Annotated in this window: 12 protein-coding genes; 4 read left to right on the forward strand and 8 right to left on the reverse strand. The window is 48.9% G+C overall.

Annotation, left to right across the window (positions count from 1 at the left end; all coding sequences use genetic code 11):
* Positions 1 to 131 precede the first annotated feature (131 nt).
* The 3 genes from DWY57_RS21380 to DWY57_RS14895 all read right to left on the reverse strand — a co-directional run bounded on the left by DWY57_RS21380 (position 132) and on the right by DWY57_RS14895 (position 2,144).
* Positions 132 to 392, reverse strand: coding sequence for a hypothetical protein (locus tag DWY57_RS21380; RefSeq protein ID WP_226791289.1), 261 nt, complete (start codon positions 390 to 392; stop codon positions 132 to 134).
* Positions 393 to 437: 45 nt separating this feature from the next.
* Entirely contained in the window at positions 438 to 656 is a 219-nt protein-coding gene (locus tag DWY57_RS21385; RefSeq protein WP_226791288.1) for a hypothetical protein, read from the reverse strand.
* A gap of 999 nt (positions 657 to 1,655) precedes the next feature.
* The gene (locus DWY57_RS14895) at positions 1,656 to 2,144 is read right to left on the reverse strand and encodes a Dps family protein (protein ID WP_117599874.1); all 489 of its coding nucleotides are present in this window, start codon (positions 2,142 to 2,144) and stop codon (positions 1,656 to 1,658) included.
* 140 nt (positions 2,145 to 2,284) lie between these two features.
* On the opposite strand from DWY57_RS14895, the gene DWY57_RS14900 reads away from it, so the two are divergent.
* The 3 genes from DWY57_RS14900 to ahpF all read left to right on the forward strand — a co-directional run bounded on the left by DWY57_RS14900 (position 2,285) and on the right by ahpF (position 5,557).
* Positions 2,285 to 3,211 (forward strand): hydrogen peroxide-inducible genes activator, encoded by a 927-nt coding sequence (locus DWY57_RS14900; RefSeq protein ID WP_117599968.1) that lies wholly within the window; start codon positions 2,285 to 2,287, stop codon positions 3,209 to 3,211.
* Between the two features lie 117 nt (positions 3,212 to 3,328).
* A complete protein-coding gene (ahpC, locus tag DWY57_RS14905; RefSeq protein WP_117599875.1) occupies positions 3,329 to 3,895 on the forward strand; it encodes an alkyl hydroperoxide reductase subunit C in 567 nt (188 codons plus the stop codon).
* A 102-nt stretch (positions 3,896 to 3,997) separates the two neighbouring features.
* Positions 3,998 to 5,557, forward strand: a complete 1,560-nt coding sequence (gene ahpF, locus DWY57_RS14910) for an alkyl hydroperoxide reductase subunit F (protein WP_117599876.1) — start codon at positions 3,998 to 4,000, stop codon at positions 5,555 to 5,557.
* A gap of 41 nt (positions 5,558 to 5,598) precedes the next feature.
* Here ahpF and DWY57_RS14915 read toward each other — a convergent pair whose 3' ends face one another.
* The 5 genes from DWY57_RS14915 to DWY57_RS14935 form a co-directional block, all read right to left on the reverse strand.
* A complete protein-coding gene (locus tag DWY57_RS14915; protein WP_119961990.1) occupies positions 5,599 to 7,737 on the reverse strand; it encodes a S46 family peptidase in 2,139 nt (712 codons plus the stop codon).
* Between the two features lie 38 nt (positions 7,738 to 7,775).
* A complete protein-coding gene (locus DWY57_RS14920; protein ID WP_117599877.1) occupies positions 7,776 to 9,137 on the reverse strand; it encodes a TIGR00341 family protein in 1,362 nt (453 codons plus the stop codon).
* A 32-nt stretch (positions 9,138 to 9,169) separates the two neighbouring features.
* On the reverse strand, positions 9,170 to 10,618 hold the full coding sequence (locus tag DWY57_RS14925; RefSeq protein ID WP_117599878.1) for a lipopolysaccharide biosynthesis protein: 1,449 nt from the start codon (positions 10,616 to 10,618) through the stop codon (positions 9,170 to 9,172).
* A 112-nt stretch (positions 10,619 to 10,730) separates the two neighbouring features.
* A complete protein-coding gene (gene ruvB, locus DWY57_RS14930) occupies positions 10,731 to 11,768 on the reverse strand; it encodes a Holliday junction branch migration DNA helicase RuvB (protein ID WP_034525480.1) in 1,038 nt (345 codons plus the stop codon).
* An 85-nt stretch (positions 11,769 to 11,853) separates the two neighbouring features.
* Positions 11,854 to 12,621 (reverse strand): DNA alkylation repair protein, encoded by a 768-nt coding sequence (locus tag DWY57_RS14935; RefSeq protein ID WP_117599879.1) that lies wholly within the window; start codon positions 12,619 to 12,621, stop codon positions 11,854 to 11,856.
* A 131-nt stretch (positions 12,622 to 12,752) separates the two neighbouring features.
* Here DWY57_RS14935 and DWY57_RS14940 point away from each other — a divergent pair, with 131 nt between their 5' ends.
* Complete coding sequence (locus DWY57_RS14940; RefSeq protein WP_119961991.1) at positions 12,753 to 13,757, forward strand: M20/M25/M40 family metallo-hydrolase; 1,005 nt, start codon at positions 12,753 to 12,755, stop codon at positions 13,755 to 13,757.
* Positions 13,758 to 13,777 lie beyond the last annotated feature (20 nt).

Raw genomic sequence — 13,777 nt, forward strand, 5'->3', positions numbered from 1 at the left:
TTTTTGTTGCTCAGGTACTTAAAAAAAATATTTTATAATAGTGTTGCGGAATTAAGGTAAAAATAATATCCTATATTTATATTGAATTTGACACTCCAATTGTCTTCCGTCCCCCGGACAAAAGCTTCATCCTATACATCCCCCAGCCATGCGTGATTCCTTCCCACAGCATAGTCAATGTAGGAGAACACCTTTCCCATCGTCAGCGAACATCCCGTCACGTTCTCCAAGCTGTCATTGAACCCAGCAATGCGTTTGTTCAGCAAGCTAAAATCATTGTACAAGCAGATACTGTCCAAAAACAACTTGTGTATTTTAAGGTTCCACCATTGATAGTCGACGACGTAGTGTAGGGCGAAATCGGAACGGAACCCCGTCTTCCGTGTGTCCATATTATATAGCCCACCCACCAGTACCGAACCTCCGAGTTGCTGTCTTCACAAGTTTCCGAAATGATATACCACCCGGACATTGCCCTGATGCACCTCCTTATCACGTCCAGCGATGTCATAGGCATAACGGCTAGCGGACAGTTCTGTGTCTCCACCAGTTCCGGAAAAGTCAGCATTCTGGAAATAGGCGAGAGACAACTCCCACCGATTCTTGCGGAAAAAGTATTTTATCCCCCATGTCCGCATCGTCCTCGAGACCGGCATAATAGCTCAGATTAAAAAAGTAATTGTTGCCTGTATAAGGCAGGATGCCGAAAGGTACTGTTGTCAACCCCATCTGTAGCTAGTGTGATTTGTTGAAGCTATAACCTATCCAGCCCTCCCTAAGCATCCCGTCTCCCAAAGAGGCGGGATAGAAGCGGTAATCTACGGCTAAATCGAATTTCTTGTAAGAAGCGTTCACATTCAAGCGGAACACGTCGAAATCGAACTCTTCACCATGTTTCCGGTTTTCGGATTTCCAATCCGAGTAATTGCAGTTGAAACGGAGTGTGCCTCCTATCTTTAATATCGTTTTTTTCCTGTGCCGCCAAAGGTGAAACGGCTATTATTGCCCCAAAGAATGGCAATAGCAAACTTTCTTTATATCGCATAAAGTTACGTTTTGACAGGGATATTTGTCCGATACCCCACAATGGTTTATAAAATGATTTCTATAAGCAGGACCTGTGTGATTTTTAAGAAGGGATGAAATTTATCCGATGCGCAAAAAAGAATTTATGTGCTAAAAAACAGTAGATTGGAGCCTGCTATTTTTGCAAATATACGAAAAACAAACGGATATACCAAATTTCATTCAAATTACTGTAAGTTCTCGAACTTAGGGCAAAACGGTCTATCCTGACAAGGTTTGCACCATACCACTTGCATCTATATTCAAGCATCACGAGGAACATCCCGAAAGATGTCCCCCCCCGACCGCTTGTGCAAGGCCATGGCTACGTTGCTTTCACATTCACGTCCTCCATGCAGACAGTGCGCACTTGGCTATCGTACGTGAGTGCATGGATGATCTTGCGAAGGTTATCTTTGCGGCAGTTGACGATATGCTCCTGCAAACGTGCCACTCTGATAAGGGTCTTATTATGGTTCGCAGAATCTTTGAATCTAAGGTACAGAACGATAGAAATTAATTATACTCTACAAATAAAACCGGCAGCATCCACTACCGGTTTTATCACTCTATTATCTTTTTACGACTTTTTATTTCGTGCAACTTTTCGTGCTGAATGCAACAAGCATCCAGACCATCTTCTCCTGCTCTTTCAAGTAGCTAGTCATCAAATCTGCTGTCACGTCATCGCCAGCTTCATTTGCCAATTCAATCACTTTTCTTTCTTCGCCAATCAGGTAGCCATATGTCCCGAGGATATGATCTACAGCTTCACTGCCACAAGAGATGTCTGACACTTCCTTCACGTTGGCAACCTTCAGGTATTCACTGAACTTATTTTCGGGCACGCCACCCAGCATCAGGATGCGCTCTGCAATTTCGTCAATCTTCTCGGCGGTATCGTCATACATACTCTCGAACTTCTCGTGCAGCACAAAGAAACTGTGTCCCTTGATGTTCCAGTGCATACCGCGCAGATTGGTGTAATGTACCTGGAAATCGGCCAACAATTGGTGCAATGCTGATGCTACACCAGCCACTTTCTTTTCATTCAAATACAAGTAATCTAAAGTTTTCATAATTCTATTGTTTTAAATATTTATACTATTTTTCTTTGGGGTATTACAAAGATAAGGGGTAAATCAAAACTTGTCAAACAGATAATTTCTATCTTTGCATAGACGAATTCTATACATAACCTTCAAATGCCTTGTTCATCATGACTTTACAACAATTGGAATACATCCTTGCCGTCAACCAGTTCCGCCACTTTGCCAAAGCAGCCGAATATTGCCGCGTAACACAGCCCACCCTCAGTGCCATGATTCAGAAACTGGAAGAGGAACTGGATACCCGGATTTTTGACCGCAGCCAGCAACCGGTATGCCCCACTCCCGTCGGTATCCTCATCATAGAACAAGCACAGAAGATATTGGTTCAAGCCAACCGTATAAAGAATATTATAGAAGAAGAAAAACATTCACTGACCGGTACCTTCAAGTTGGGCATACTTCCTACCGTGGCTCCTTACCTCCTGCCTCGCTTCTTTCCTCAACTGATGAAGAAATACCCCGACCTCGACATCCGGGTAATCGAAATGAAAACAAACGACATCAAGAAAGCCCTGCAGACGGGAGAAATAGACGCAGGTATCGTAGCGAGTCTGGCAGGTATGGAAGAGCTGCAGCAGACACCGCTGTTCTATGAACAATTCTTTGTCTACGTGTCGCGCAAAGACATCCTCTTCAACAGCGAGGTAATCCGTACTTCGGACCTGAACGGCGAACAGCTTTGGTTGCTCGACGAGGGTCATTGCTTCCGCGATCAGCTGATGCGTTTCTGCCAGATGAAGTCGGCACGCGCCAGCCAGCTTGCCTATCACTTGGGCAGCATGGAGACCTTCATGCGCATGGTAGAAAGCGGTAAAGGTGTGACTTTCATCCCCGAACTGGCCGTTCTGCAACTGGGGGATATCCAGAAAGAACTGGTACGCCCCTTCGCCATTCCCTGCCCTACCCGGCAAATCGTGATGCTCACTAACAAGAACTTTATCCGCCATACTCTGCTGGAAGCACTGACTAAAGAGATTAAGTCCTCTATACCTAAGGAAATGCTCTCTCTGAAGGCAACCCAAGCCATTGTATAGATTTTATCTATCGGTCCATAAAACCTTTCAATCAGATTTCTTGTTCTATCGGGAAAAAATGCTATATTTTTGCAACGAGAAAAACAAAGAACTAAACCTATAAAAAAAAGAAAAATTATGGAACCGATTATCAATTCCCAACTTCCTGAATTCAAAGTTCAGGCTTTCCAAAACGGAAATTTCAAAACAGTATCCCACGAAGACGTAAAAGGCAAATGGGCCATTTTCTTCTTCTATCCGGCAGACTTTACCTTCGTATGCCCTACCGAACTGGTGGACATCGCCGAGAAATATGACCAATTCCAGGCAATGGGCGTAGAAGTATATTCTGTAAGTACAGACTCGCACTTCGTGCACAAAGCATGGCACGATGCTTCCGAAAGCATCCGCAAAATCAAGTATCCGATGCTGGCCGACCCGACCGGCGTACTGAGCCGCGCGTTCGGTGTGATGATTGAAGAAGAAGGTATGGCCTATCGCGGTACATTCCTCGTGAATCCCGAAGGTAAAATCAAGATTGCCGAAATACAAGACAACAACATCGGACGCAATGCAGACGAGTTGCTGCGCAAGGTGGAAGCTGCGCAGTTCGTAGCCACACATGACGGTGAAGTCTGCCCGGCCAAGTGGAAAAAGGGAGCCGCAACCTTGAAACCGAGCATTGACCTCGTAGGAAAGATTTAATTCCTAAACGGTGCCAAATGTGTTTCCCACTTTGGCACCGTTAGTTCCAATACGAGAAACCGACGGTACCCTCTCGTCCAACCTTAACAACCCATATTAATCATGTTAGAAACAAGTATTTTAGATCAAGTGCGGAGCGTATTCCAGCATTTGGAAGCCCGCTATATCTTCCATATCACCTATAATCCGGAACACGAGCAAGCCCAAGAGTTCATCGGGTTCTTGAATAATGTGGCAAGTTGTTCCGAGAAGCTGTCCTGCCTATTGACTGAGACCGACAACCCAGGACTGGAATTCACGTTACTGAAAGAAGGTGTGGAGACCGGCATAAAGTTTCGGGGCATACCCAGTGGACACGAGTTCACCTCTCTCCTGCTTGCCGTACTGAATGCCGATGGAAAGGGGAAAAATCTACCGGACGAAGCCATCAGCCGCCGCATCAAGGCCCTGCAAGGCCCCGTCCGCCTACAAACGTATGTATCACTGACCTGCACCAACTGTCCGGACGTAGTACAAGCCCTGAACATCATCACACTCCTGAATCCGCAAATCACTCATGAGATGGTGGACGGCGCCCTCTATCAGGAGGAAGTGGATGCACTGAAGATTCAAGGCGTGCCGTCTGTCTACGCCAACGGCAAACTGTTGCACGTGGGTCGGGGTTCGCTCGGCGAATTGCTGCAAAAGCTGGAACAGACCTTCGGTAGCGCTCCGCAAACGGACGAAACACCCATACAAAGAGAATTCGACGTATTGGTGCTCGGAGGCGGTCCTGCCGGAGCTTCCGCTGCCATCTACTCAGCCCGTAAAGGACTGCGGGTTGCCATCGTTGCCGAGCGTATCGGTGGGCAGGTGAAAGAGACTGTGGACATCGAAAACCTTATTTCTGTTCCACAAACTACCGGAACAGAGCTTGCCAATGCACTCCGTACCCATATAGAGCACTACCCGATAGAGATTTTCGAGGAGCGGAAGATAGAGAAGGTGGAATTGCAAGGCCGGGAGAAGAGTATCTCCGTTATAGGCGGCGAAGTGTTCACCGCACCGGCAGTGATCATTTCAACGGGTGCCAGCTGGCGCAAACTGAATGTGGAAGGCGAAGCAGAGTACATCGGACGCGGCGTAGCTTTCTGTCCGCATTGCGACGGACCATTCTATCAAGGCAAGCACGTAGCCGTCATCGGTGGAGGCAACTCAGGTATCGAGGCTGCCATCGACTTGGCAGGCATCTGCAAAAAAGTAACCATATTCGAGTTTGCCGATACGCTGAAAGCCGACCAAGTGTTGCAGGAGAAAGCCCGAAATCTGCCAAATGTGGAAATCTTCACCTCGTCGCAGACCACAAAAGTCGATGGAAACGGGGAAAATGTAACTTCCATCCGCATCAAAGACCGTCTTACCGGCGAGGAACGCGACTATCCCTTGGATGGTATCTTCGTACAAATCGGTCTGGCAGCCAACAGTGCCCCATTCCGCGACAGCTTGGAAACGACTCCGGCAGGGGAAATCAAAATCGATACTTTCTGCCGTACGACACTTCGGGGAGTATATGCCGCAGGAGATGTGTCAAATGTTCCTTATAAGCAGATAGTCATCGCTATGGGCGAAGGGGCTAAAGCGGCACTTTCAGCATTCGACGACCGTATCCGCGGAGTTATTTAGGAAATATCACCCATAAAGAAGCATAGGCAGGGAAGCACACGTTAAGGATTGGTAATCTTCAGCTCTTGAATCAGATTACCTGCCTTTCCATATTTCTCAATCATGAACAACATATAACGCACATCCACCCCGATGGTGCGCTGCATCTTCGGTTCATAAAGGATGTCGCTGCTCATAGCTTCCCAGTTACCATCGAAGGCAAGTCCCAGAAGCTCTCCTCTGGCATTGAACATGGCACTGCCGGAATTGCCTCCCGTAATGTCGTTGTTGGAAATGAAGCAAACGCTCATTTCACCCTTTTCATCGGCATATCTGCCAAAGTCACCGGAGGAAAGGAGGGATACCAATTCGGGCTGCACTTCAAAATCCACATCGCCTGCATGGGCTCTGACTTTCTCCAGAATGCCCATCGTGGTGGTATAATAATCATATTTCACTCCGTCGGACGGGGCATAGCCGCACACAGTGCCAAAACTCAAGCGCATGGTGGAGTTGGCATCGGGATAGAAGTTACGGGATGCGTACATCCGCCGCACGGCAGCATTGAACAAGCGCTCATTCCGCTCGATTTCACCGGAGGCCTGCTGGACCTCCATGTTCATCTCGAATAGTTTTGTAATCAGATCGATACCCAGACTGATGGCAGGGTCGTTATATATCTGATAGGTGGTGTCCTGCTCCAAGAAGCACTTCAATCCACGGGGCGTGGTCAGCTCCGAACGGGCATAAAGGCTGTTTACATAGGCACGCTCGTTGCCTCCGTATTCTGTTGCAATTGTCTGGTAGAGCTCGGGAAGGTAGGTCGAATCCACTTGGGAACGGTATTCTTTCAGCAGTGCCGCGAACACTTCCTTGTCAATGCCCAAGTCCAGATTGGCATACTTCTCAACGATGGCTTTCAGATTGGCAACCACCGTTTTCTCTTCGCCCTCAAAGTCGAAATTAAGGATGGACAAAGCAAGCTGTATCAGCTCCGGGCCGTTCAGGAAAGACTCGGCAAAGTAAGCCCTGGCGCGATAAGCTTCGCGGCGGCTCTTGTAGTTCAACTCCAAATCAGTGAAAAGGTGCAGCAAGTGTTCCCGTTCCTTTGGGGTCTGCTGTATCCATCGGCGAAGTTCGGTTTCCAAGGCACGCTTCTTATCCAGCACATGCAACTTTTTAATGGTACGGTTCACCCCTATGCTGTTCTTCCAGTAATTGGAGCTTTCGTCATATTTGGAAGCATACTTGATACGGATGCTGTCGCGGCTATCCATTTCACGCTTCCAGATGGCCTGCTTCACACCACGGACATCTATCTGCGCCTGGTTGGTGGTAGTCATCATCTCTTCGATGCCGAAAGAGGAGAGGTAGCGTTCCGTGCTGCCCGGATAGCCCAGCGTCATACAGAAGGAACCTTCACGGTAGCCGTCAAGGGAAATCGGGGCTACATATTCGGGACGGTAGGGAACATTGTCGGGAGAATAATCGGCAGGGCGGTTATGCTTATCGGCATAGATACGGAATACGGAGAAATCACCGGTATGGCGCGGCCATTCCCAGTTGTCAGTGTCCCAGCCGAACTTGCCTACCGAGGAAGGCGGTGCAAACACCAGACGCACGTCATTGTAATCGCGATAAACGGAAAGCCAGAACTCGTTGCCTCCATAGTAAGCATCCACAATGCCTACCAACGTGGAGTCCTTGCGGGAAACTTCTTCGCCGATAACCAGCATCACCGAATCGACCGCACTCGTACGCCCCGCCTCATCCATATCCGGCTTTACCGCCCCAAGCACGCGGCGGGTCACGTCTTCCTGACGTAAAAGGAAACGTACATAAAGTTCCGGATTAGGAAGCTCCTCACTAAGATTATGTGCCACAAAACCATCCTTCAGATAGTCGTGCTCCACAGACGAATGCTGCTGTATGCTGCTGAAACCGCAATGATGATTGGTAAACACCAGCCCGTCCCCGGACACCACCACCCCGGAACAAAAGCCTCCGAAGCTGACTACCGCATCCTTCAGCGACGGGCGTTTCGTATTGTATAGCTTATTAACAGGCATCTGCAAACCCAGCTCTTTCATGGTCCGGCGTGTCTGCTTGTTCAGGTTTCCCAGCATCCACATCCCTTCATCCGCTTGTCCCGGCAGAGAGAGGAGGAAGCAGACGGCTATCAGTATAAATCTTAATTTCATGCCAAATAAGTATATTTCTACCCCCTCGGGGGATGTTGTCATTCCGTAATCAGCCTCAATTGCTTGGCTCCCGTACGTGCCTTGAGCCATTCGGCAATCTTTTCCTTCTCGTGAGCAGCCGGGTGTTTGCCGAACTTCAATACGGCAAGGGTCACTGTATCCACCCGTACCGAATCTACCGTCAGTTCAATCGCATGAGATATTGAGACTGTCTTCACCGATGGATAGAGCACCTTCAACTCGGGAATAATCTTTTTGCCCAATTCATCGAAGGTTTTATATCTTTCCAGATTCTGTTCAAGAGTTTCAATCTGCTGTTTCTGCTCCACCAAGCGCTGCTCGCTGTTCTTGTAGAAATCTTCCATCACCATGGCACGGATGGAAGAAATATCCACCGCTTCGTTGTTCATGCCCTGAAGCACAATCAGCTTGGTGTTATCGAGCTTATAGTCCTTCATCTTACTGCGGGCAATGGCAATGGAAGCTTCGGGCACCTCCTGCCCTATCAACACTACACGTATTTCATGACCCTTGCCGTCATGGTGAATCTTCTTGTCCAATACCTGCGTATTCTCAAAGGAGAGTTGCTCGTTGACAAAGCGGTTGGCGGCACTTTCAAAGAAGGTATCCTGAATGATTCCTACCGTCAGATACACAGCAGGGCACATGGTCAGCACTGCAATCAGGATGATGTATTTGCGCACTTTCTTCTCCCTATTCTTGTCTACAAACTCCTTACGCTGGAAGTGCATCACACGCACCCCTACAAAAGTGGCGAGACTGATAAACACGGAATTGATAAAATAAAGGTAGAATGCGCCGAGGAAGTAAATCAGATTGCCCGTTGCCAGCCCGTAACCTGCCGTACAGAGAGGTGGCATCAGCGCCGTGGCAATGGCAACGCCGGGAATCACATTTCCTTTCTCTTTGGTAGAAAGCGCAGTCACACCTGCCAAGCCGCCCATCAAGGCGATGAATACATCATAAATAGTGGGCGATGTACGTGCCAGCAATTCCGACTGCCCTTCGGCAACGGGGCTGACCAGAAAAAATATGGTAGCCGTAGTCACACTGAACAAAGTGGTTATCAGGAAGCTCTTCAATGAACGTTTCATCAGTTCAAAGTCATTCAGTCCCACGGAAAGCCCCACACCCATAATAGGTCCCATCAGCGGTGAGATGAGCATGGCACCGATAATCACAGCGGTGGAGTTCACATTCAGCCCCAACGAAGCCATGAATATGGCGAATATCAGAATCCAAAGATTGGCTCCCTTGAATTCCACTCCCTTACGGATGGAGTCTACAGTTTCCAGTTCATTGTCCTTGTCTTTACGCAAATCAAGATACTCTTTCAGAAAGGTCTTGACGGCAAAGGAGTTTCTTTTATCAGAATCCATAATATTTACGATTTGACGATTTACGATTGAATTTACTGTTTCCTTATCAGTTTGTTGATGACGGGGATACTGCCGAGAGGCATATCACGCCACACGATGTAGACCACAAAGACCAGCAACAATATAGTTCGGTATGCCATACGCAGGTAGATATTATCTATCGGGACATACTCTGCTGCCAGGTAGAGAACTGCCGCAAGTAATACATAGCCGCCAATGGCTTTCAGGTCATACTGAATGGGATACTTCTTCTGCCCCACGAAGTAAGACAGCAGCATGGCGATGCCGTAACCGCAGAAGCCTGCCCAGGCACAAGCCATATAGCTGTATCGGGGAATCAGAAGTATGTTCATCACTACCAGTACCGTGCAACCTATCAGGGAGAAATAAGCGCCCCAACGCGTCTCGTCAATCAGCTTGTACCAGAAAGAAAGATTGAAGTAGATACCCATAAAGATTTCGGCAGCCATCACGATGGGCACTACCCGCAACCCCGGCCAGTAGTCGCGACCTATAATATGGCGCAGGATGTCCAGATAGAACATGACAGCGAGGAATGCCAGCAGTGTGAAGATGATGAAGAACTTCATGGCTTGCGCATACATCTGCTTGTTGTCCTTGTCCCGGCTCTTCCCGAAGACAAAAGGCTCGTATGCATAGCGGAAGGCTTGTGTAAGCATCGCCATCACCATGGCAATCTTGCTGGCAGCCCCATAAATGCCCAACTGTACGGAAGCTTCCGCCTCATCCGGATAGACAAAAGGAAAAATAATCTTATCCGCCACCTGATTCAGGATACCTGCCAAGCCGAGTACCAGCAACGGCAGACAATAAGCAAGCATCCGCTTCAGCAGTTTTCTGTCCAGCACGTAGGAAAACCCACGCAACTCCGGAATCATGCAAAGCATGATGGTAGAGGTACATATCAGATTGAAAAGGAAGGCATAGCCCACGTCATCCCCTTTCATCCCTACATAATAGAGCAGATTCAGTGCAATGTTCAGGAAGATGAACAGCAGTTTGAGTGCCGCAAACTTAATGGGACGCTTCTTGTAGCGCAAATAAGCGAAAGGAATGCTTTGAATAGCATCCATCGCCACCACAATCATCATCATGCCCACGTACCAGGGATGGTCACCATACTCCAGCCATCCGGCAATGGGGTTGAGGAACAGCAATCCCAATGCAAGAAAGGTAAGCGCCCCCACACTCACACTGAGCAATGTCGTGGAGTACACCCGCATCGGGTCATCCTCTCCTTTATTGGCAAAGCGGAAGAAACCGGTCTCCATGCCGCACGTCAACAACACCAGCATGAGCGCCACCCACGCATATACATTCGTCACTACGCCATAGCCTCCGCTCTGTGCGGACATCGCCATGGTATATACGGGCACCAGCAGGTAATTGAGGAAACGCCCCACAATGCTGCTCAACCCATAAATGGCAGTTTCTTTTGCCAATGATTTTAATCCGGCCACTTCTTTAATGGTTGTTATGAACACAAAGGCACGGAGGCACAGAGTTTTTTAGGATAAGAGGAAAGAGAGACTTTATGTCTCCGCATCTCTGTATTCGTTTTCTTAAAATGAATCACTCGTCGCCAAACAAGGTACGCTGGCTACTATAGAGGCTTCGCCCCAGATGCTTGTAGGCAAGCTCCGTCACTTCACGCCCACGGGGAGTGCGTTTCAGGAAACCTTCTTTTATCAGGAACGGTTCATAGACTTCCTCTATCGTACCTGCATCTTCGCCCAAAGCAGTGGCGATGGTAGTCAATCCCACCGGACCGCCTTTGAACTTGTCGATGATGGTACAGAGTATCTTATTGTCTATCTCGTCCAGACCATACTTGTCGATATTCAGAGCCTCAAGGGCAAACTGTGCGATTTCCGTGTCAATGCTCCCCGAACCTTTCACCTGGGCAAAATCGCGTACACGCCGCAGCAATGCATTGGCAATACGCGGTGTGCCACGGCTGCGGCTCGCAATCTCGGCGGCAGCCCTTACGGAGCAAGGCACATCGAGAATGCCGGACGAACGACGTATAATGCCGCTCAACACATCATCATCGTAATATTCCAGATGCAGGTTGATGCCGAAACGGGCACGCAACGGAGCTGTCAGCAGACCGCTGCGAGTGGTGGCTCCCACCAGCGTGAAAGGATTCAAGTCAATCTGTATGCTTCGGGCAGAAGGACCTTTGTCTATCATGATATCAATGCGGTAGTCCTCCATGGCCGAGTACAGATACTCCTCCACTACGGGGCTCAACCGGTGTATTTCGTCGATGAAAAGTACATCGTTCGGCTCCAGGCTGGTAAGCACTCCCGCCAAATCTCCCGGCTTGTCGAGTACCGGACCGGAAGTTATCTTGAAACCTACGCCCAGTTCGTTGGCTATGATATTGCTGAGTGTCGTTTTTCCCAATCCGGGAGGGCCGTGAAGCAACACATGGTCCAGCGCCTCGCCACGCAGGCGGGCAGCTTTCACAAATATGCGCAGATTGTCCACCACCTTGTCCTGCCCGCTGAAATCCTCAAAATTCAACGGACGGAGAGCGTTCTCGAAATCACGTTCTCGGCTGGTGACGGGCTGCTGGTTGCGTATATCAAAATCTTCTTGTTCCATTCCAGATTCCTTTGTTTTCTGCAAAATAACTAATTTATTTTGAGATAAGCGATAGAAGGAATGATAAAACACTGCCTCTCGTCCATCAACGCTTCATGAACTCCTTCCGCTCCTCGTCCGAAAACTTCTCTATCGCATAGCGCAACATGGTACGGGGCATCGTCCTGCAATGCTTCTCCAAGAATTGCACCAGCAAGTCCTTGTCCCGCTTACCCATCTCCCGGAGCATCCATCCTACCGCCTTTTGCATCAAGTCATGCTTATGATGGAGCAGCCGTTCCGAAAGGGCTAATATATCGATGAAATCACCGTTTTTGATGAGTGTATAGGTAGATACCACGGCAATGCGCTGGTTCCAAAGCAGCGGAGTATCCGCCAGCCGGTAGAGGTCTTCGCGAGGTTTGTCTTTCAGATATTCGCCCACAATGCCGGGGGCAGACAAATCGACCAAATCCCAATTATTGATACGGGCTGTCTGCGAAAGGTAAAAGTCATAAATCTCCTTTTTCCCCTTTTCATCGCTCTTTTTGAACCGCTCCACCAACATCAGCAAGGCACAAAGGCGACACTCGTGCCATTCACTCTGAAGCAAGGTTGCCATTACCCCAAAAGGTTCGTGCTTGTGCTGCTTTGCCACCTGCCGGGTGTTGGGTACCACCACTCCCAGAAACTTATCCCCCTCGCCATACTGCCCCTTTCCGGTCTTGAAGAAACGGGGAAGATACTCCCTTTTCACCGGGTCGATATACGCCTCCAATTCCTGCTGAATCTGTGCCGAGATGCACGCCACTTCTTCTGCCGAAAGCACACGTTCGCACAAGACGGTTTCCACTGCTTCATTCTTCTTTTTCATCCTTCTCTCATTTGATTTACACGGATTTGAATTCATCCGCCAACGGACAAAAATACGATATTTATATCGGAACTATGGAAAGTTATCTTTAATTTTGCAACCGGTATGTCCAATCCTTAAAACCGTACGACATGTATAAAGCTGTTTTGGGAGCAATCTGCTGCCTTTCTTTCGCACTATCCTTACATGCACAATCTCCACAAGAAAAGGGATTGCAAAGCATCAGCCGCACTTCGGCCGAGGCTATTGTCGGTTTTCTTGCCGACGATGAGCTGCAAGGACGCGAAGCAGGCATGCACGGTTCACGACTGGCTGCCCGCTATCTGGCATCCTGCCTGAAAGAAGCCGGCATTGCCCCGCTGGAAAAGGACAATTATTACCAGCCCTTCGAGGCTTACAACAAGGAACGCCAACAACGGGGACGGTGGCAAGTGCATCCCGACTCCATCGCCATCCTTAAACAAGGCGTCCACCGCATCCTGCAGATGAGTAATGTATTGGGAACCATCCCGGGAGAACGACCGGATGAATATGTCATCGTAGGTGCCCACTTCGACCATCTGGGTGTGGACGAGACGCTGGCAAACGACCGGATATACAACGGTGCAGACGACAATGCCTCCGGTGTCTCTGCCGTCCTGCAGATAGCCCGTGCATTTCTTGCCACCGGACAGAAGCCTCTGCGCACGGTCATCTTTGCCTTTTGGGATGGGGAAGAAAAGGGATTGCTCGGCTCAAAATACTTTGTACAAAGCTGTCCTTTCATCAGCCAGGTGAAAGGTTATCTCAATTTCGACATGATAGGCCGTAACAATAAGCCCGAGCAGCCTCAACACGTTGTCTACTTCTACACCGCCGCCCACCCCGTATTCGGCGACTGGCTGAAGCAGGACATTGCACGCTACAGCTTGCGCCTGCAACCGGACTACCGCGCCTGGGACCGCCCCACGGGAGGAAGTGACAATGCTTCTTTTGCCCTGTGCAACATCCCCATCATCTGGTACCACACAGACGGACATCCCGATTACCACCAGCCTTCGGACCACACCGACCGGCTGAACTGGGAAAAAATGATAGAAATAACCAAAGCAGCTTTCCTCAACGCCTGGAATCTTGCCAACGAAAACAAATATTAATCCATTAGAACAAAGTAACG

The sequence above is a fragment of the Bacteroides sp. AF25-5LB genome (assembly GCF_003602965.1).
Lineage (GTDB): Bacteria > Bacteroidota > Bacteroidia > Bacteroidales > Bacteroidaceae > Bacteroides > Bacteroides uniformis.